The organism is Hymenobacter sp. (genome assembly GCF_036387835.1).
Classification (GTDB): domain Bacteria; phylum Bacteroidota; class Bacteroidia; order Cytophagales; family Hymenobacteraceae; genus Hymenobacter.
Map to the genome: position 1 here is coordinate 49,931 of NZ_DASVSY010000036.1, position 20,368 is coordinate 70,298.

A 20,368-nucleotide genomic window follows, 5' to 3' on the forward strand; every position below is an offset into this window, starting at 1 on the left:
AAAAACTGCTGTTCAGCCCTTGTTCTTCAGCCCCGTTTGCGCCAAACCCATGTTGTGGGCAGTACTTGTTCATTTGGCTTGATCAAATTTTGGCAGCCCCACCGTTTTTAGAATGTGGTTTGCACGGTCAACTTTGTCCTTGAACAAAGGTTGGTCGTCGTACTTGCCCTTCAAAGTTGGGTCTACCGTGAAGCCTTTAGGCAGTTTAGCTTTTACAGCCTTGTCTTTTTTCAGTGTCATGGTTGTCAGATTTACGATTTTCGCGTTACTAAAAAGGCACCGTACGTTGTGCTTTTACGAAATGGCTCCCACTCGCTTTCTGCCGTCAGACCCAAAACCTCGAAATCCAACTTAATGGTTTCAAGGTTATTGGCAATGCCTATTCTGTAAAGCCGCGTTCGTGCTTCAGTACTACCTGTTGCGATGATGGTTGCACCTGGGTACGCTGCTGTAAAGGCATACAATGTTGCGGCAACCGTGGCAAGTACCTTTTGGCTATCGTTATTATTTGTAACGGTCAGGTCGCTGACAAAACCGGTCAACTTGTCTTTGTCACCAAATCCTAAGTTATAGAAGCTGCGCAGGTTGATTTCCGTATAGCGGACGACCTTGCTCACAGTTCCTTTGGGCCCAATGCTGTCAAATTCAAAGGAAGTTAAATCCGGGGCGGTTTTAACGTCGTAGCGGTCGTCCAACATAACCCAAAGTTAGCCCGTTCGCCTCAAAGGTGTTCGTTGCTTACGCATTGCACACAACGGATTAGGGCTTTGCGATGTACCGACATTCATGTTCCGTTGCTTGGTAAGTTATTCAAAAGCCTCATAAGGAGCAGGTGTTCATTGATTATTCACAAGCCGGTATATTGGCAAATCCATGTTATATGCCGCCTTCCAGTTCTTTCCACTTAAATATTCCTTGAATTATTTCGGATAGCCTTCTGGGTGGGTAAGTATGTAATAATGAAAATGCAGTCAATAGCCAACCACTAATTGAAAAAAATGAGTTGGGAACTTGCTTTAGAGTTGGCTCTCCATCAAGTTCATAAACTACAGTTTCACTAAAAGTCGAAGCAATGCCAGGAATAAAAGAGTTAGTCCGCGAATTGTTCCAATAATCGCAATGTGGAAATTTGTTGTCCAAAAATAATTTAGCTTGTTGTTCATTCGAATTGGAAGCCCTGCTATTAAACAAACAAGGATTGTCGCCCCCGAAATTATGACTGCCATAATCGGCTGAAAAATAATAAGTCCAAAAAGTCCGTCAACACCGAAGTCGTTATCAAGGAGTGCAAAAACCATATAAATGCATAGCGTAACAATGAATGTCAAGGCTATCTGAAATACTAAAGTCAATACAGCAATTGTCTTTCTCATTTTATTTGGGTGTCTCCTAAAGTGGCATACAACGAACAGGGCTTGCTGCTGTGGCGGCATTCATTGAACGTCCAGCCCCGAACCGCTGCTGAATAAAGTTAATAAAGATGATAGTAAGAACTATTGCCTGGCGTTGTTCTTCACGCTGGAACTGCTGCTGATAAATGCAAGTAGCCGAAGTTTTGTTCGTCGCCCCGCCATAGCAGCAAGCCCCTGTTACATGCCGTTTTTTATCGTCGCACAAAAGCAAATTTAAAAATTTGTTTGCCGTCTTTCTTGTACAAACTCAAAGTGTCTGCAAAAGAAGGTTTGTAAATACTGTCTCCGATTGCAGCAACATCGCTGAACGTCTTATTGTTTGACGAACTGCTCGCAACTGAAGTAAATGAATATTCCCAATCTACATTGTCAAGAACAAAAAACTCGGATGGGTCAACCTTCGTAACGTACTTTATTTTGCCTTTCAGATTAGCAGCATTGAAATCTTTGAAGGCTTTTTCTTCATCTGTTTGTACTTTGATGAATGTTCCTTGGTCACCCATTTTGTCAAACTCAATCAATGTGTCGCCTTTTAGCTTGTAGTCAAAGCGAAATTTGTCTGTCGAAATCCAGATGGCTGAACTGTCCCAATAGCCCATTGTAGCTTTGGATTTGTAGTACCAAAATCTGTCGCTGGTTGGTTTGCCTAAATCCATTTGTCTGTCAAGGAAATCGTAATATAAAACGTTTGATGTGTCTTTGATTTCAATAAGCGTAAAACCTGCTTTGTTTTGTCTTACCCACGTCCCATGTAAACCTTCGTATTTAGCTGTGTCAATTTTTTGGTCATGCGAAACCATTTTGTTTTTAGTCGAAGTTGTCGGGTTGCTACAGTAACAAAAAACTATTGTCACAATCAGTAAAATGGAAAGCAGTCTGGTCATGTTTTTTCAATGTAAAATGCAGTCTTGGCGACGGTTCCATAAAATGGCATGTAACACCTGTATTGCCGCTACTGAAGATACACCGAGTAGCGGGTATCATACCAACGGTAGCAGGATAAGCGCTACTGCTACCCCCGACACAGTAGCGGCAATCAGCAGCGGAGGGGACAGGGCTTAAGGTAGGCGTTTCGATTGATTTCCTCCAGCCTTCTATTGAGTTTGCGTGTCATGTGGCGGGCGGCTTTACCTTTACGCCTCACCCTACTGCCAGTCCCCTTTATGGCCAACCCCAACGACCCCACGCTCCGCTCCTGGATTGATATTCCACCCACCAGTGATTTTCCCATCCAGAACCTGCCGTTTGGGGTATTTGAAATAGAGGAACGCGGGCCGCGCCTCGGGGTGGCCATTGGAGACTACGCGCTGGATTTGTACGCCGTGGCGCAGTTCGGCTACTTCTCCGACCTGGACTTGGGGCCGAAGATGCCCAAGGTATTTCGGCGCCGAACGCTCAACCAGTTTATTGCCTTGGGCCGACCAGCGTGGCGGGCCGTGCGCCAGCGCGTAAGTGAGCTGCTTCGCCACGACAACCCCGCTCTTTCCAGCAACCCGGAAGTGATGCGCGAGTGCCTAGTCCGCCAAAGCGAGGTGCGGATGCTGCGGCCGGTGAAGCCCCACAACTACACCGATTTCTACAGCAGTATCGAGCACGCCACCAACGTAGGCATGATGTTCCGCGACCCGGCCAATGCGCTGCTGCCTAACTGGCGCCACATCCCGATTGGCTACCACGGCCGGGCCAGCAGCATCGTGGTATCGGGCACCGATATCCGCCGGCCCAACGGGCAGCGCAAGGCACCGGATGCCGACGCCCCCACCTTCGGCCCCTCCCAGCAACTCGACTTCGAGTTGGAAATGGCTTTTGTAGTGGGCAAAAACTCAACCCTCGGCGACACCATCCCGCTGCAGTACGCCGAAGACCACATTTTTGGGCTGGTGCTGTTCAACGACTGGAGCGCGCGCGACATCCAGAGTTGGGAGTACGTGCCGCTCGGGCCGTTTTTGGGCAAGAGCTTCGGTTGCAGCATCTCGCCGTGGATAGTCACGCTCGATGCGCTGGAGCCGTTCCGCGTGCCCGGTCCGGTGCAGGAACCCGAGCCGCTGCTCTACCTGCGCCAACTCGATGCCCACAACTTCGACATCAACCTAGAAGTAGGCCTGCAACCCGCAGACAGCGCGGAAACGGTTGTTTCGCGCACCAACTTCCAGCACATGTACTGGAGCATGGCCCAACAGCTCACCCACCAGAGCAGCAACGGCTGCAACCTCGAAGTCGGCGACCTCTACGCCTCCGGCACCATCAGCGGCCCCACCCCCGACTCGCTCGGCTCGATGCTGGAACTCGCCTGGCGCGGCACCCGCCCCGTCCCTCTGGTGGATGGCTCGGAGCGCAGCTTCCTGCTCGACGGCGACACCGTAGCCATGCGCGGCTACTGCGAGAAAGACGGCGTACGGATTGGTTTCGGGGAGGTGCGCGGCACGGTGCTGCCCGCAGCGGGAAGTTGAACGACAGTAGCATAAAGTCGCAGCCAACTGATACTGCCGAGTGTTACCGGGCAGCCGTGTAGCGGCTACAGATTGGTAGAAACTACGCATTCGGTGACGTATTGCCGCGTAGCGGTACAAGGTCCCCTACTAGCGCCTCTGGCACCGCTACGCGGCGCAACACCTTTTTCAAACTGTGTACTACCAACCTGTAGCCACTACGCGGCGGCTCGACACTGTGAGCGGCTACTCGTTAAAATAGCTTCTTCATTGAAAGCAAAGCCCTAACTCTTTCTCGGAGCCAAGGCTTTGCTTTTTCAATAAGTACACACGTTCTATTTCCGGCGGCCCGCTAACCCGGTGGCCTTTCCTTTTGGGCTGACGGTAGGCGACACGTATAAGTCCTTGCCGGCGAGGTCTTCCCAACGATAATAGTGGAAGTTTTTCTCTTCTGACATGGCGACGAACAGGCCGTGCTGAAACTGCTGATTCAGAGGGGCACTCGTTACGTCGGAACCGTCGCTGATGTGGGCGGCTACGCGGACTACTTTTAGCAGCGGGTGGTCGTAGGGCTTGTTGAGGGTGCCTTCGCGGCGGAAGATGTGGAACTGGTTGGCGGCCTGGTCGGAGACGAGCAGGTAGCCGGTGGTTGGGCTGGTTTTGTAGATGGAAATGCCTTCGTGGTCTTCGGTGAAGCCGGTGGTGGCGAACAGGGCTAACTCGGCGTTGCCGCGGGCGGGGTCGGCGAAATACTGGCGCACGCCCACACCCTCATCAGAATAATAGACGTAGCCTAGCTCGTTGTCCACGGCTACCGATTCGATTTCTTTTTTGCCGCTCCACTTCCCAAACTTCCGCACCAGCGTGGCTTTCAAGTGCCCGGTGCCGTCGTCGGTGAGTTGGTATTGCCACAGGTAGTTTTGCTTGGGGCCCACTTTGCGGCTGACGATGGCAAACAAGGCGCCGTCGGTGGGGCGGGTGTAGAGGGCAATGCCCATCGGCAGTTGGTCGGCTTCCGGCTCGCCGGCAAACACGGTTAGGTTGCCGTTGTCCAGCGGCTGCATGTTGGGGAGGCGGAAGGCGCGCAGCTTCGAGGTTTCCCGCTCGGTGGTCAGGGCGAAATCGGTGAGGCGGCCGTTTAGCTTCAGGCCGTAGGCTACGTCCACATTGTCGGGGCGGCGGAGGTTCCGTACCACCTTACCCGGCACGATTTTACCCTGCAAGTCGAACACATACAAGCCCCCATCCGACGCCTTGTCGGTGCCGATGACCAGGCTTTGGGCGGGGTCTTGGGAGTTGATCCAGATGGCAGGATCGTCGGTGTCGTAGCGGACGGTATCGGTGACAACAACGGGCTGTATTACGCCAGCGGTAGTGGCCGTTGGGCGCGACAAGGCGGGGCGGCCGCCTTGCGTGGTGTGGCCGCAGTTGGTGGCGAGAGCAGCCGTCAGCAGCAGGGCCGTCAGTTGGCCAAGTACCGGGAAGTTGAGAAAGATGGTTACAGGCACCAGCAAAGAGAATCGAGGGTAAACAAATGTGGTAGTGAACTTGCGGGGGTGTGGTGCCACGACATTTTCCCGTCGTGGCACCACTATCGTTGCTGATAACTGCCTGATATGAACCAAGACGAGCCGTTCAACGCCAGTCGTTCAACTAGCAGCCGTTCAACGATAGTGGTACCACGACGGGAAAATGTCGTGGCACCACTTCGCCCTTGCTTATTGCAGGTTGCCCGTGCCGTTCGACTGGTAAGCACCGGCATCGGCGCCCGGCGCGGAAACCGTGGATTGGAAGATGCCCGATATAGTTACCGGCGCCGTGTTCAGCGGCTGGAAAGACGTGCGGCCCTTGCCAATGGCGGGTGAGCCTGCCTGTAGCCGCAGGTTATCGGCGGGCTTCAGGAAGTTGGTGGCCTGGATGGTGGCGCTTGGGGCGGCGGTGGTACCGGCGGCCGTGGCGAGGTCGAAGGCCTGGAACCGGGGGTTGTTTTCTTGGGCCGCACCGCGGGTATCGGCGGGCTGGTTGGTGGTGAGGGAGCCGGCAGTGGCGGCGTTGAACTGCGCTACCTGGTCGGCGGTGTTGGCGTAGTAGAACTGGTTGTCGTAGCGGGTGTTGGCGGCGTCGGGCGCATCGTCGGAACGCATGCGCAGGCCGAAGCGGCAGTTGGCAATCAGGTTGTTATAAACCAGACCTTTGGCTTGCACTTCGTAGTTGATGGAGCCGCCGCGGCCCGATTTAGTTTGGCGGTAACCGCAGTTGACGAAGGTGTTGTTGTAGGTGGCCACGTTGGTTTGCGGCACGGCACCGGCCTTCGAGGCCACTTTCACGCCGTTGGTGGAGCCACCCACGAATACGTTGTAGGCAATATCGCCTTCGCAGCTTTCCTTCACGTTGACGGCGTCGCCGCCTGCCTTGCCGGTTTTCTCGAACTTGTTGCGCATCACGCTGAACTTCGCGTTTTGCAGGCGTACGCAGTCGTCAACGGAGCCGTGCAGGTAAGAGTCTTCCAGCACAAACCGGGCGTTGGCTTTGCTGGCCAGCATCGAGATGCCGTATTTGGGGGCGCCGGCCTCGTAGCCGGAGGGGGCATTGGCGCCGTACGGGCCGCCCACGTACCCGATGTTGGTCCATTGCAGCGCAATCAGGGTGGCCCCGTCGCCGTTGATGCCGCCCCAATAGCCTTTAAAAGCGGGGTCGGCGGCCACGTCTACCACGGCCGTTGGGTCGCCTTTGAGGTTGTCGGGGATGGTGATGCTGACGGGCTGCTCCTTGGTGCCGGTGCTCAGCAGCACGCCGTTGATGAAGAACGTGGGGTTGTTGGTGGCCTGCCCGAACGTGTTGGTGGAGCGCGGGTTGCCAATCACGATAATTTTGACGCCGGCTTGCAGCCAGAGCGTGTCACCATCGTTCACGGTTACGTCCTTGGTCATGTAGTAAGGCGCCGTACGGCCCGGAATAGTGCCTTTCAAGGGGCTGCGCAGCGTGTCGCCCGAAAATTTCTCGCCCACCAGACGCTCCGGCTTGGCTACCTCCGTGGAATCCTCGCACGACGACAACGCCGCGCCGGAAGCAAGCAGCAGCACCCCGGCCGCGCGGTTAAAGTAGGTTTTCGTGAACATGGTTGTATTGAGGTGAAAGGTGAAGTGGTGAATTTGTGAAGGGTGAAGTAGTGAGATAGTGCAAGGGGAAGCAGTGCCTTCGCACAACTTCCCCTTGCACAAATTCACCTTTCCCGCAGGGTTACAGCCGAAACCGCAGGCCGGCTAGGTAGAAGGCCTTGTAGGTTTGGTTGACGACGGCCAGCCGGTCGGCGCGGTCCTGGTAGGGGAACTGATTGGTGGTGCCGTAGTAAGGATTAGGCGTCCGGATGTCTACCTGATAGGGCGTGTTGAGCAGGTTCTGCACCTTCACGTAGGCAGTCAGGCCGTAGCGGGCCGCAGCTTTGGTGAGGCGTTTTTCAGCCGAGAAATCCAGCTGCGACTGTGCCCGCTGCCAATAGTCGAGGCCCACAAAACGGTCGACTTGCACGATGCGGGCGCCGGTGTAGACGTAGGCCAATTGCAGATCCAGGCCGTTGCGCACGTTTTTGTAGAGCAACGAGCCGTTGGCCACGTGCTTGGACTGTCCCTGCAAGGGCCGCTCCTGCATCACCCGGCTGCGCGGGTCGTCGGTGGTCGGCGTGCGGGCTTTTTCGGTGATGATGGCCGATACCGTGAACGTGTAGTTGGTGGACACTCCAACCAAGCCCCAAAACTTCGTGCCTACCCATTCGAAGCCGTAGTTGGTGGCCGAGCCGAAGTTGGTGGGCTGGTACACCGTCAGGGTGGTGTTGGGCACCTGTACCAGGGCGTACTCGATGGGGTTGTTGATGCGCTTGTAGAACACCCCGGCCAGCACCTGGTCGTTGCCGGTGCCGAAGTACTCGTAGCGCAAATCCAGGTTGGCGGCTTGGGTGCGTTTCAAGTACGGGTTGCCGGCTTCGGCGAAGGTTTCGGTTACGGTGCCGGAGTTGTTGTAGGGCGTAATTTCGAAGTAGCTCGGGCGGCTGATCGACGAGAAATACGAGGCCCGCAGGTTCTGGTGCTTGCTTAGGGCGTAGCGCACGTGCAAGCTCGGCAGCACGTCGGTGTAGAGCTGGCGGCCCTGGTAGGCGGCTTCGGTGCGGGGCAGGCTGGTGAGGTAGGCCTGGTCGGTGTGCTCGACGCGGACGCCGCCGAGCACTTCCAAAGCGCCCTTCGTGAAGCGAAACTGCCCGTAGCCGGCCGCAATTTTCTCGGTGGCCGTGTAATTGTTGGCTCCCACGTAGATGCCGAGCGGGTTGAACACCGTGTACAACTCGCTCCGAATATCGCCCTCGTCGGTGGCGGGCTGGCCCGAGGCCCGGAGCTGGTACGAGAGGAAACGGTTGGTGCGGTCTTTGTCGCGATAGAGGCCGCCGGCCGAGAGGTCGAGCAGGTCGGTGAGGTGGTAGGTCAGGTTGAGGTACAGCGCCTTATCCTGGTCGATGTTGTCGAGCCAGATGCGGCTGGCGTCCTGGTAGCGGTTGCCCGACGAGGTGAACTTGAGGGGCTGCTCGGCCAAGTCGGGCACGTCGTTGGTGGCGCGCGAGTACACCGCCGACCACGTGACGGCTAGCCGGCCAAGCGCGTGCTCTCCCTGCAAGGTGCCGTTGGCAATGCCCTGGCGCTGGTAGCGCGAGCGAATCAGCAAATCTACGTCGGGAAGAGCGGGGCGCTTGTAGGTGGTATCGGATTGGTAGCGGGTTTGCAGCTCGTCGAGGCGCAGGTACACCCCGTAGAAGCGCAGCGAGTTGCGGGCGTTCAGGCGGTAGTCGAGCTTGGCGTTCAGGCCGCTGCGCAGCTGTTGGGTGGAGTATTGCTGCACGCGTAGCTCCTTGATTTGGGGCTGGTTGTTGATGTCGATGTTGGCATCGAAAAAGTAGCCGTCGGAGCCCCGGCTGGTGTTCTGATAAGAGCCCGCCAGCAGCACGCCCAACTGCTGTTCCTTACCAAAGCGGCTGCCATACGTCAGGTTGCCAACCAAGTTGGGAGCCGGCGTACGGCGCGAAAATTCCAGCCACGGAAAATCACTGGCTTGCGCCGGATACTCAGGCCCAAACCGCTCGGCCGGCGACTTACGGTTGATGGCGCTTTTATCGAAGCGTTGAAACGGCCGGTCGAAAAACAGCTGGCTGTAGCCGGTGCCGAGCTGGCCGGTAAGCTGGCGCTCGGCGGGGGCGTCTTTCATCACCATGTTCACCACGCCCCCGATAGCGTCGCCTTCCATGCTCGGCGTCAGGGCCTTCGTGACTTCGAGGCGCTGGAGCAGGTCGGCGGGGAAGATGTCGAGCGGGACGTAGCGGTTGTAGGGGTCGGGCGAGGGAATCTTGATGCCGTTGACGAGCGTGTAGTTGTAGCGCTTGTCCATGCCGCGCAGAATGGCGTAGCGGCCGTCGCCATTGGTGCCGCGCTCCAGCGTCACGCCCGATACGCGCTGCAGCACGTTGGCCACCGTAATGTCGGGCGAAACCTGGATGGCTTGGGCTGATACCACGTTCATCACGCTCGGGGCTATTTGCTCAGTGCGGCGGGCGGCGTTTTCGTCTTCGGGGTTGAGCTGGCCCCGCACGGTCACCTCGCTGAGCTGCTGGTTTTGGTCGGTCAGACGCAGGTTCAGCACCGGGCTTGGACTGGCTTCCGTGACGTGCAACGGCTGCGTCAGCGGGGCGTAGCCGGTTAGCTGGCTCACTAGCTCGTACTCGCCCACCGGCACGTCGCGCAGCGTAAACGAGCCGTCCAACCCGGCGAGACCGTTGTAGGTGGTATTCTTCAGATACACCACCGACCCGACCAGCGGCTCTCCTGTGCGGGCATCCGTCACGCGGCCTTTCACGGTGCCGGCCAGCCCGATGAGCGGCCAGGCCAACAGAAAAATCAGGAGCGAGTACAATGGGCGCATAACGAGGGAAGTGGTAGCTGACTTGCTGGCTTAAAAGTCCAGTCTGTTCTTCCCATCCGCCAAAAATGCACCGTGAACAAAAAGGCAACAGCCCCAAACACCCCGTAAACAATCTGTTACAACCGGAATTTTACGCTTGCCAATCTATTAACAATCAGTTATTTATAAACAAAATCCACCAGCCATTATGCTTGTGTTACCAGAACAGGCCGTGCTGGCAAAGCGCCATCAAAGGGTTTGCAGAAAAGTAGTCAGATTCTCGCCGGCAGCCAGGTTCAGGCGCTTGCGCAGGCGGTAGCGCATCACCCGCAGGCTGTCCAACGACACGCCCAAGGAGGTGGCAATGTCCTGCGAGGTGAGGTTCATTTTGAGCAGTGCCACCAGCCGCCGCTCCCCGGCCGTGAGGGTGCTGCAGTGCTGCTGCAAGTTGTCGAAAAACGGCTGGTGCACCTGCTCGAACGTGACGCGGAAGTCTTCCCAATGCTGGTCGTGATGCACGCTCTGCCCGATTTGGTGCAGCAGCTGCTTGAGCTGTTTCTTCTGGTCGCGCTTGTCGTCTTTCACCAGCTCGCCGAGCTGGCCGCGCAGCTCTTCCAGCAGCTGATTTTTCTGGATAACGTGCAGCGTGTGGGTGCTCAATTCCCGGCTCCGCACCGCCAGCTCCTGCTTGAGGCTTTCTTCTTCCAGGGCCTTGTTGCGCAGCTCTAGCTGCATCAGCTCGCGCTGCGTTTCGTACATGCGCTGGTTTTGCTCGCTGAGCGCCTGCCCGCTCCTGATTTTCAGCCGCTGCCGGCTGATAACCACGGCGCCCAACACCACCAGCAGCGCCCCCACTCCTACCATGGCCACCATCATGATGCTATTGGCGTAGCGAGCCTGGTCGAGCTGGCTGATTTGCTGGTCTTTCCGCTCCAGATCGTACAGCGTCTGGAGCAAGGCCAGCTGCTGCTGGTTGGTGGCCGAATAAGTGGCCGCCTGGTACTTGCGGCTCCAGGCCGAGTAGTAATAGGCGCTGTCGTTGCGGCCGAGCAGGCTGAAGGTTTTGGCTAGGTCGTTGTAGGCGCCGCTGAGCTGGTGATGCTCGCCGGTTTTGAGGGCCAGCGCCAGCGCCTGCCGGGTAGCGCGCAAGCCAGCACTGTAGCGGCCGGTGCGGCGCAGCACGTCGCCGAGGTTGTTGAGAATCTCGATTTGCTGAATTTCGTCGCCGCTTTGGCGGGTCAGGCGCAGGGCTTGCTGGAAGTAGTAGTGCGCCGAATCGTAGCGGGCCCGGTCTTCGAAGATGCTGCCGATGTTCTCGTAAATCTTGGCCATACCGGCCTTGTTGGCGCTTTGCTGGTAGTGCTGCAACGCCAGGTGCTGGTAGTAAAAGGCGCTGTCGTAGCGCTCCAGCTTCTCGCACAGGTGCCCGACGTTGCCGTAGGTTACGGCCAAGCCGTTGTGGTTGGCGGTGCGCTGATAAAAGGCCAGGGCATGCTTGTACTGCTGGCGGGCCTGCCGGGGCTGCTTGTTGAAGTAGTAGAGCGTGCCGAGGTCGTTGAGGTTGTCGGCGAGCTGGTCTTGGTTGCCGAGCTTGCTTAACTGCTTACTGGCTTTAAAGTAGAAGTTGAACGCCTGCGGATACTGGCCGAGGTGGTAGCACATGCGCCCCATTTCCTGCAAGCTAGTGGCGGCGGTGGCCTCGTCGTGGTCTTCGGTGGCTTTGTTGTACTTGCTTTTCAACACCCGCAGCACCGAATCAGGCTGGCCGACAGGCAGCAGCGCCGGCTTGAACTGCTCGATGTGGTTTACCAGGGCGGGCTGCGCCCACGTGGCGGCCGGTAGCGCCAGCAACGCACTCAGCAAGAAAAGCAGCCGGCCAATTGATTGAATCCTTGTCATTCACAAGATGGATTTTTCAGGCCGGCAAATTACCCAATCATTACCTCGACAGAATTTTATCAAATTGTGAAGCGCGGTGAGGTGGTAAGATGGTGAAATGGTGAGATGGTGAGTTTTACGTTCGGCTTGCGCCATTTGCGCAGTTGGCGCAGACCCGCGCGGCCAGAACGTAAAACTCACCATCTCACCATTTCACCCATTCGTATAAGCCACGTTGAACCGGCCTTGGCTGTGGCGCACTTTGGAAATGGAGCCGTAGTCGATATCCAGCCGGAAGGCGTTGGCCAGCGGCAGGCCGAGGCAATGGCACAGCAGGCTGCGGATGACGGCCGAATGGCAGAACAGCAAGGCGGTTTGCGGGGCGTTGGGGTGGGCTAGCACGTCGTTGAGGAAGGCGGTGGTGCGGGCGGCAAGGTCGAGGAAACTTTCGCCGCCGGGGGCGGGCACCTGCACGTAGTCGGCCATCCAGGGGTCTAGTTCGGCGGCGGGCAGAGTGTTCCAGGGCTGTAGCTCCCACCGACCGAAGTCGTACTCGCGGAGCCGGTCGTCGAAGTGGATGGGGCCGGGCGCCAGGGCTTCGGCCAGGGAGCGGCAACGGGTGAGTGGGCTGCTGTACGCCACCACCGGGCCGGCCGCCAAAATGGGGGCCAGCCGGGCGCGCACCGCGGCCTCGTCTTCGGGGTAGGTGGCGGCCACGGGCACGTCGGAGTTGCCGTAGCAGATGCCGGCGGGCGTGGCTACGCGGGTGTGGCGAATCAGGTATATGTCCATAGTCGGGAGCAGAAAAACAGGTAGACCACCACCTCCGCTACTTGTTGGGTGGCGCCCAAACAGTCGCCGGTGTAGCCGCCGATCCATTTCTGAAAATAGCGGGCCAGGTACCATTTCACCAGTGCCAACGGCAGCAACACCAAGAGCAGCCAGCCGTTGCGCAGCCAGGCGGCATAGGCCAGCAGCGGCAGCAGCCCCAACAGCAGCCCGATTCCAAACTCTCTCGCGCTCATTTTCTTGGCGACGGGCTTGGCTTTGCTGTCCTCGTTTTCGCGGGCGTATTCGTGGGTGTAGATAAAGGAAAGCGCTGTGGCGCGGCTCAGGGAATGCGCCACTACCAGCACCGGCACCACGTGCCAGAGAGGCAGGCCAGGAGCGGATGCTACAGCCTTCAGCGCCAGAAACTTCAGCGTCAGCATCAGCCCCAAGCCCGTTACGCCATAGGTGCCCAAGCGGCTGTCTTTCATGATTTCGAGGATACGCAGCTTGGTCCAGCCACCCCCGAAACCGTCGCACACGTCGGCAAAGCCATCTTCGTGGAAGGCCCCCGTGAGTTGGATACCAACTATCATGCTCAGCAACAAGGCCACTTCCAGCGGAAAAACGTAGTGCAGCACCCCATACACGCCTGCCGCCGCGCCACCCACCAACCAGCCAATAACCGGGAAATAAATGGTGGACTTGTTGAGCTTGTCGTCGGAATGCCCCATCCATTTCGGGCACGGGACGCGGGTATAAAACATGAGCGCCGTGAAAAACAGCTCGACTTGGCGGCGCATCACGCGGGAACGGGCACTTCGCTCTGACTTACACCAGCACTTTCAAAAGAAGCCATTTCATTGAGGAAGCTCACGGCCGATACCAGCAGCGGGTAAGCCAGCGCGCAGCCCGTACCCTCCCCCAACCGCAGGTTCAAGTTCAGCAATGGCCGCGCCGCCAGGTACGTCAGCATCCGCCGATGCCCGGTTTCCTCGGACTGATGGCAGAACACGCAGTATTCCCGCACGGCCGGGTGCAGCGCCGCCGCCGCCAGCAAAGCCGCCGTGGCAATAAATCCGTCAATCAGCAGCACCAGCCCTAACTCGGCGGCGGCCAGCATGGCCCCGGCCATCTGCACTATCTCGAAGCCGCCGAACGTGGCCAGCACTTCCAGCGGCGCGGTTACGGCCGCGTGTTGCTGAGCCGCCGCCGTCAGGATGGTGGCTTTGTGGGTGAGTTGCTCGTCGTCGAGGCCAGTGCCGCGCCCTAGGCAGTCCGGGAGGGGCAGGCCAGTGAACCGATGCATCAGCAAAGCGGCCGCCGAGGTGTTGGCAATGCCCATTTCACCGAAGCCGAGCACGTTGCAGCCAGTGGCAGCCAGTTCGCGCGCCAGTTTAGCTCCTGCGGCTAGCGCCTGCTCGCACTGCGCCAGGCTCATGGCTGGCTCGTGCAGGAAATTGCGGGTGCCTTCGGCAATCTTTTGATTGACGACGGCTGGGAAATCGGCAAAGCTGCCTTTCACGCCGGCGTCCACCACTTTCAGCTCCATGCCCTGCTGCCGACAAAACACGTTGATGGCCGCCCCACCATTCAGAAAGTTCAGCACCATCTGGTAAGTGACTTCCTGCGGGTATTTGCTTACGCCTTCGGTGGCAATGCCGTGGTCGGCGGCAAAGACCAGCACGTGGGGCTGGCGGAGTTGAGGCGTGAGGGTTTGCTGAATTAGCCCTATCTGGCGGGCCAGGGCCTCCAGGTCGCCAAGCGCTCCTAGCGGCTTGGTTTTGCTGTCTATTTCAAGTTGCAGGGCAGTGGCTAGCTCGTGGTTGAGCGGCTGAATATGAAAGTCGGGCATAAGGTAGGTTTTGGCGCGAAGGTAACGGCGCGGCGCGGAATGAGGTTACTCAGCCTATCAACTGGCCGTATTCTTCGGGCCGCCCAATCCGGAACCACACCAAAACATCCTTGGCTTCCACCCCTAAAGCCCGGTAATTCAGCCCTCTCGCGCCGACCAGAAACGGCCAACCTTCTTGAAATGCAAGGACGGGTGCAAAGAATTTGGCAACCATTAAGTCATAGCTCTTGTCGGCTAGTTGCTAAATTTCTTTCGGCGGTTTATCGGATGCCTGCCAAAAGCGCGTCGCAGCCTGATGTTTCACCGCCGCGGAGTCGGGCGGCCTTCGCGTAACTTGCGCAGTGCCTCCTCCGCTAGCTAGAGAGTCAAGCTTACCTGCCGCTACGTTGGCGGCTAATTGCTGGCCCCACTGCTGAGCTTCGGATGCCGGCATAATAGTACCCATTAGCCGGCTACCCGGCTCCAACTAGAATGGCTCATCCAGTCGTATTTATTGCCCGTCGAAGTGCGCGGAAAGGGTGATGGTTTGCCTACCGGTTTCTATTGAAACAGGTTTTCATTAAAAACCCGGATGGTAGCGGGAGTTCCGTCACCATCCGGGTTGGTAAGATAAGTGGCATTCAAGGCAAGCGCCTCCCCTACTTCCGCCCGCCGATAATCTCGTCGACTACGGCCGGGTCGAGCAAGGTGGTGGTGTCGCCGAGGTTGGATATTTCGCCTTCGGCTACTTTGCGCAGGATGCGGCGCATGATTTTGCCGGAGCGGGTTTTCGGCAAACCCGACACAATCTGAATCTTGTCGGGCTTGGCGATTTTGCCGATTTCGGCCACGATGGTTTCGATGATGCTGGCTTCAATATGCGACTTGTCGGCGTCTTTGTCGCAGGCGCCGGCGCGGCAGATGACATAGGCGTAGATGCCCTGGCCTTTGACGTCGTGCGGGTAGCCGACCACGGCCGATTCCACCACGTTGGCGTTTTGGTTGATGGCGTTTTCAATTTCGGCCGTGCCAAACCGGTGGCCACTCACGTTGATAACGTCATCGACGCGGCCGATGATGCGGTAGAGGCCCTGCTCGTCGCGGCGGGCGCCGTCGCCGGTGAAGTAGTAGCCTGGATAGGGCGCGAAGTAGGTTTGGCGGGCGCGCTCATGGTCGCCGTAAGTGGTCCGGATGATGCCGGGCCAGCTGTTTTTGATGGCCAGGTAGCCTTCTTCGCCGTTGCCTTCAATCTCCTTGCCTTCCTGCGAAAGCAACACCGGCAACACGCCCGGCAACGGCAGGCCCGCGCGGGCCGGTACGCTCGGCGTGATGCCTGCCAGCGCCGAAATCATGATGCCGGCGGTTTCGGTTTGCCACCAGGTATCCACAATGGGGCAGCGCTCCTTCCCGACGTGGGTGTGGTACCAGTGCCAGGCTTCCTCGTTGATAGGCTCGCCCACCGACCCCAACACCCGCAACGAATCCAGCGAGTAGCTTAGCACGTTGTCGAGCGGGGAGGCCATCAGGCTTCGGATGGCAGTGGGCGCGGTGTAGAACACGGTAACTGAGTGCTTGTCAATTACTTCCCAGAAGCGCCCGGCATCCGGATAGGTAGGAATGCCCTCGAACATAACGGTGGTGCCCCCGGCCAGCAGTGGCCCATACAGCAGGTACGAGTGGCCCGTCACCCACCCAATGTCAGCGGTGCACCAGTAGATGTCGTTTTCCTCGATTTGGAAGACGTTGCGGAACGTGTAATCGGTCCAGACCATGTAGCCGGCCGTGCTGTGTACCACGCCTTTGGGCTTGCCGGTGCTGCCGGAGGTGTAAAGGATGAAGAGCGGATCTTCGGCGTCCATTTCCTCGGCGGGGCAGGTTTTGGCTACGTCTTCCGCTTCTTCGTGGTACCATACGTCGCGGCCTTCCTTCATTTGTACGGGCCAGCCCAAGTGCTCTACCACAATCACGCGGCGCACGCCGGGGCAGCTTTCCAGGGCCTCGTCTACCACGCGCTTCACCGGAATCTGCTTGGCGCCGCGGTTCAGGCCGTCGGCCGTCAGCACCACGGTAGCTTGCGCGTCGTTGACTCGGTCGGCAATGGCGGTGGCAGAGAAGCCCGCAAACACCACTGAATGCACGGCCCCAATGCGGGCACAGGCCAGTACGGCAATGGCCAATTGTGGAATCATGGGCATGTAGAGGCACACCCGGTCGCCTTTTTCCACGCCGTTGTTGTGCAGCACGTTGGCAAACTTGCAGACCTCTTGGTGCAGCTCGCGGTAAGTCAGGCGCAGGTGGCGGGTTTTGGGGTCGTTGGGCTCGTAGATGATGGCCAGCTTGTTGCCGCGCGCCGCCAGGTGACGGTCCAGGCAGTTTTCGGTGATGTTGAGGCGGGCGCCCCCAAACCACTCGTTTTTGCCGGCGACCATGTCGGCGTTCATCACGTTGTCCCACTTGCGGCGCCAGGTGAACGGCTCGGCTACCTCCGCCCAAAACTGTTCGGGGTTGGCAATGCTGCGGCTGTAAGCATCTTGGTACTCTTCCAGCGTGCGGATGCGGGCATGTTTGGTGGGTGCGTCGGGCATGGGGATGGTGAAATTGTGAAGTGGTGAAATGGTGTTCTGGTGGGGGCCTCACCCCCGGCCCCCTTTCGCCGCTTGATGCGCGAAATCGAAGAGAAGGGGGAGCCAAACGAATTTCTAAAACTAGGCCCCCCTCTTTTCGGAGAGGGGCTAGGGGTGAGGCAGTTAGTGCTAGCGCTAGTTTCCCCTCTCTCTTGGCAAAGGGGTTTAGGGGGTGAGGTCGGCTTGGGGGTGCGATTGAACCAGCAGCTCCCGCACTTTTACCATGAGCTGGCGGGTGCTGAAGGGCTTGGGAATGTAGAGGTCGGCGCCGGCTTCGTAGCCTTTTTGAATGTCGGCATCTTTGGTTTTGGCGGAAAGGAAGACGATTTTGGTGGTAGCCCGGTCGGGACGGGCTTTAATGTGGCGGCAAACCTGGTAGCCGTCCACGTCCGGCATCATAATGTCAAGTAATACGATATCCACGGGGGCGCGGTCCACGGCCTCAAGCGCCTCGGTACCGTTGCGGGCAATACTGACCGCATAGCCGTTCTTACGCATCAGAAATTCGAGCGACATCACAATGTTGGGCTCATCATCCACGATTAATATGTGAGGAGGCATGGGAGGAATTCTGAATTACTGGTGATTGGCGGGAGGCTTTACTTTGGAAGTCGGAGTTGCTGAAAGCGGACTGGCAATTGTGCTTTCTAATGCTGCTACGGCTGGCTACTTCATAATTCTAATTCTACATTCAGAATTCAGAATTACCCCACCGGTATTTCCACCGAGAACCGGGCGCCTTGGTCGGGCTGACTTTCCACCCAAATGCGGCCGGCATGCAGCTCCACTATCTTTTTGGTGATGGCTAGGCCGAGGCCCGAGCCTTCGGGTTTGCGCATGGTTTGGTTTTTGGCTTGAAAGAACTTGTCGAAGATGAGCGTGTGGAAGGCGGCTTCGATGCCTTTGCCGTTGTCGTGCACCACCAAGCGGAGGGTGGGCGGCGTACCGGGCGGGGCCGGGGGCAGCTCGGCCGCTACCCGGATGTGGCCGCTGCCATCAGCCCGGCACGACTTGATGGCGTTGCTCAGCAAGTTTACCAGCACCTGCATCAGCCGGTCCCGGTCGGCGGAGAGTTGGGGCAAACCGGGCGGCGCTTCCACATCCAGCCGGATCTGCTTGTCGCGCAGCAGCTGCCCCACCGACTCGATGGCGTCGTTGAGGATTTCCACCGGGTCGAGCGGTTCCCGGTCGAGGGTAGCCTGGCCGGACTCGTACTTTTCCAGGTCCAGCACCAGCGAAATAAGCCGGCTCAGCCGCTCTGACTCCCGCGTAATGGTGAGCTGAAAGCGCTGGCGCTCTTCTTGTTCCAGATCGGGGTTGTCGGTCAGGATTTCCGACAGGGCCCGGATGCTGGTGAGCGGAGTGCGCAGCTCGTGCGTGACGGTGGCCAGAAACTCGTCTTTGTCGTGGTCGAGGGCTTGGAGTTGGTCGTAGGCGGCGCGCAGCTCGTCGGTGAGGCGCTGAAGCTGCCGCTGCTGCTTGTGCAGCTGGCGGTTCACTTCGAGCAGCTGCTGACTTTCGCGCAGAATGCCTACTACGTTGTCGAAGCTGATGTCTTCCACGCCGATTGAGGAAGACAGCAGCAACCGGGCCGAGGCGGGGCCAATGCTGCCGGCCAGCAGCTTTTCGGCGTAGGCCAGCAGGCGCGGATCGGCTTGGGGCGGGGCTACGTCGTTGGCGGGATGGGCATCGGGAAACCGCTCGGCAAACGCCCGCAGGGCCTGACTGGCGCGGCGCTTGCCAAGGAAGCCGTTAAGCAAAGCCCGCACGTCGGGCAGCGGGGCGGCGCCTTGCCAGCCGGCGGGCCGCTCCGTAGCGTTACGGTCGTGAAATACACCCACGAAAAGGTCGGCCTGCCGCTGTTCCAGCGCCGAGGGACCGCGCAGCAGCGAGACACCCACGTAGAAGCCGATGTTGAAAAACCAGCTCCAAAACAGCCCGTGCGACAGATAGTCGAGCCCTTCTAGTCCGAACAGCGCGAAGGGCCGCAGTCCTTCCCAACCAAACAGGCCCTCAGAAAGCAGTGTTTCGCTCAGCATATGCGGCCCCACCATCGTGGGTACCACCAGCGTGAAAAACCACACCCCGAACCCTGCCAGAAGGCCCGCCGTGGCGCCTTGCCGGTTGCCGCCCTTCCAGTAGAGCCCGCCAAGCACCACCGGCACAAGCTGCGCCACCGCCGCAAACGACACCAGCCCGATATTAACCAGCGGCAGCAAATGCCCCACCCGTATGTAGTAGCCGTAGGCCAGCAGCAGCACCAGCACCACCGCCAGCCGGCGGCTGTTCAGGGCCACTTTGCCCAAGTAAGCAAACCAGCTCGGCCCTTCGATTTGCGTAGCCGGAATGCGCACCAGCAGCGGCATCAGCAAGTGGTTGCTCATCATCACACTCAAGGCAATGGTTTCCACGATAATCATGGAGGAAGCCGCCGACAGCCCGCCGATGTAGATAAACAGAGCCAGCCACGGATGCCCGGCTTGCAAGGGCAAAGCCAGCACAAACGTATCGGCATCGAAGTTGGGGCCAGAAAGCAGCCGCCCGCCAAAGGCCAACGGCAGCACAAACAGGTTGATGACGATGAGGTAGAGCGGAAACAGCCACATGGCCTTGCGCAAGTGGTCTTCGTTGACATTCTCGACCACCGACACCTGAAACTGCCGCGGCAGCACCAGAATGGCGGCCATACTCAGCAAGAGCAAGGTAAACCACTGCCCGCTGCCAATGCCCGCCCCGCTCAGCGTAAACAGCCGGCTCAGGTCGGGCACGGCGGCGGCCTGCGTAAACACGTCGGAGAAGCCATTGAACAGCCCGAAGGTGACGAAGATACCAGCCCCCAAAAACGCCACCAGCTTCACCAGACTTTCCAGGGCCACGGCCAGCACCATGCCTTCGTGCCGCTCGGTGGCCTCGATGGAGCGCACCCCAAAGATGATGGTGAAGAAGGCCAGCGCCACTGTGGTGTACAGCGCCGAGCTAGCCGCGGCGCCTTCCAGCGGCAGCTGCAAGGCATCGGGCCCGCGGGTGATGATGTCGAAGGAGGCGGCAATAGCCTTGATTTGCAACGATATGTAGGGTACGATGCCGAGCACGCACACCACCGTGGCCAGCGCCCCGAGCGAAGCGCTTTTGCCGTAGCGGGCCGAAATAAAATCGGCAATGGAGGTGAGGCGTTGCACGCGGCAAATCCGGATGATTTTGCGCAGCACCAGCCACGCGGCCGGGGCCATCAGCGTGGGGCCCAAGTAGATACCCACGAACTCCAGCCCGAAGTGCGCCGCCCGCCCCACCGACCCGTAGTAGGTCCAGGCGGTGCAGTACACGGCCATGCTCAGGGCGTACACATACGGGTTGTTCACCAAGCTACTCCGCGCCGACCCCGCCCGCCGCTCCGCCGCATACGCCACCCCGAAGAGCAGCGCCAGATAGCCGAGCGAAAAGCCGATAACCAGCAGCTTGGACATAGTGGTGAAATTGTGAAGTTGT

The 20,368-nt window shown here is 58.6% G+C and carries 15 protein-coding genes; 1 reads left to right on the forward strand and 14 read right to left on the reverse strand.

Annotated features, from left to right (window positions below):
- Positions 1 to 69: 69 nt before the first annotated feature.
- The 4 genes from VF639_RS06945 to VF639_RS06960 all read right to left on the reverse strand — a co-directional run bounded on the left by VF639_RS06945 (position 70) and on the right by VF639_RS06960 (position 2,296).
- Positions 70 to 240 (reverse strand): hypothetical protein, encoded by a 171-nt coding sequence (locus tag VF639_RS06945; RefSeq protein WP_331145166.1) that lies wholly within the window; start codon positions 238 to 240, stop codon positions 70 to 72.
- Between the two features lie 11 nt (positions 241 to 251).
- Complete coding sequence (locus VF639_RS06950; protein ID WP_331145167.1) at positions 252 to 698, reverse strand: DUF6934 family protein; 447 nt, start codon at positions 696 to 698, stop codon at positions 252 to 254.
- Positions 699 to 1,046: 348 nt separating this feature from the next.
- Entirely contained in the window at positions 1,047 to 1,373 is a 327-nt protein-coding gene (locus VF639_RS06955; protein WP_331145168.1) for a hypothetical protein, read from the reverse strand.
- A 230-nt stretch (positions 1,374 to 1,603) separates the two neighbouring features.
- Positions 1,604 to 2,296 (reverse strand): hypothetical protein, encoded by a 693-nt coding sequence (locus VF639_RS06960; protein ID WP_331145169.1) that lies wholly within the window; start codon positions 2,294 to 2,296, stop codon positions 1,604 to 1,606.
- 279 nt (positions 2,297 to 2,575) lie between these two features.
- On the opposite strand from VF639_RS06960, the gene fahA reads away from it, so the two are divergent.
- The gene (gene fahA / locus VF639_RS06965; RefSeq protein WP_331145170.1) at positions 2,576 to 3,862 is read left to right on the forward strand and encodes a fumarylacetoacetase; all 1,287 of its coding nucleotides are present in this window, start codon (positions 2,576 to 2,578) and stop codon (positions 3,860 to 3,862) included.
- Positions 3,863 to 4,176: 314 nt separating this feature from the next.
- Here the strand turns inward: fahA and VF639_RS06970 are convergent, their stop codons facing one another.
- The 10 genes from VF639_RS06970 to VF639_RS07015 all read right to left on the reverse strand — a co-directional run bounded on the left by VF639_RS06970 (position 4,177) and on the right by VF639_RS07015 (position 20,346).
- Positions 4,177 to 5,349, reverse strand: a complete 1,173-nt coding sequence (locus VF639_RS06970) for a phytase (protein WP_331145171.1) — start codon at positions 5,347 to 5,349, stop codon at positions 4,177 to 4,179.
- 210 nt (positions 5,350 to 5,559) lie between these two features.
- Positions 5,560 to 6,960, reverse strand: a complete 1,401-nt coding sequence (locus tag VF639_RS06975; protein WP_331145172.1) for a hypothetical protein — start codon at positions 6,958 to 6,960, stop codon at positions 5,560 to 5,562.
- Between the two features lie 121 nt (positions 6,961 to 7,081).
- Positions 7,082 to 9,799 carry a TonB-dependent receptor gene (locus VF639_RS06980; protein ID WP_331145173.1) on the reverse strand — a complete coding sequence of 906 codons (2,718 nt, stop codon included), beginning with the start codon at positions 9,797 to 9,799 and terminating at the stop codon, positions 7,082 to 7,084.
- A 228-nt stretch (positions 9,800 to 10,027) separates the two neighbouring features.
- Positions 10,028 to 11,677 carry a tetratricopeptide repeat protein gene (locus VF639_RS06985; RefSeq protein WP_331145174.1) on the reverse strand — a complete coding sequence of 550 codons (1,650 nt, stop codon included), beginning with the start codon at positions 11,675 to 11,677 and terminating at the stop codon, positions 10,028 to 10,030.
- A gap of 192 nt (positions 11,678 to 11,869) precedes the next feature.
- Positions 11,870 to 12,448: an alpha-ribazole phosphatase family protein gene (gene cobC / locus VF639_RS06990; protein WP_331145175.1), complete on the reverse strand. Its 579-nt coding sequence runs from the start codon at positions 12,446 to 12,448 to the stop codon at positions 11,870 to 11,872.
- Positions 12,433 to 13,227, reverse strand: coding sequence for an adenosylcobinamide-GDP ribazoletransferase (locus VF639_RS06995; RefSeq protein ID WP_331145176.1), 795 nt, complete (start codon positions 13,225 to 13,227; stop codon positions 12,433 to 12,435). Before VF639_RS06995 ends, cobC begins: the two co-directional genes overlap by 16 nt.
- Positions 13,227 to 14,279, reverse strand: coding sequence for a nicotinate-nucleotide--dimethylbenzimidazole phosphoribosyltransferase (gene cobT / locus VF639_RS07000; protein WP_331145177.1), 1,053 nt, complete (start codon positions 14,277 to 14,279; stop codon positions 13,227 to 13,229). The genes VF639_RS06995 and cobT overlap by 1 nt, the downstream gene beginning before the upstream one ends.
- A gap of 638 nt (positions 14,280 to 14,917) precedes the next feature.
- On the reverse strand, positions 14,918 to 16,843 hold the full coding sequence (gene acs / locus VF639_RS07005) for an acetate--CoA ligase (RefSeq protein ID WP_331145178.1): 1,926 nt from the start codon (positions 16,841 to 16,843) through the stop codon (positions 14,918 to 14,920).
- Positions 16,844 to 17,047: 204 nt separating this feature from the next.
- The gene (locus VF639_RS07010; protein WP_331145179.1) at positions 17,048 to 17,443 is read right to left on the reverse strand and encodes a response regulator transcription factor; all 396 of its coding nucleotides are present in this window, start codon (positions 17,441 to 17,443) and stop codon (positions 17,048 to 17,050) included.
- Positions 17,444 to 17,586: 143 nt separating this feature from the next.
- Positions 17,587 to 20,346 (reverse strand): sensor histidine kinase, encoded by a 2,760-nt coding sequence (locus VF639_RS07015; RefSeq protein WP_331145180.1) that lies wholly within the window; start codon positions 20,344 to 20,346, stop codon positions 17,587 to 17,589.
- Positions 20,347 to 20,368 lie beyond the last annotated feature (22 nt).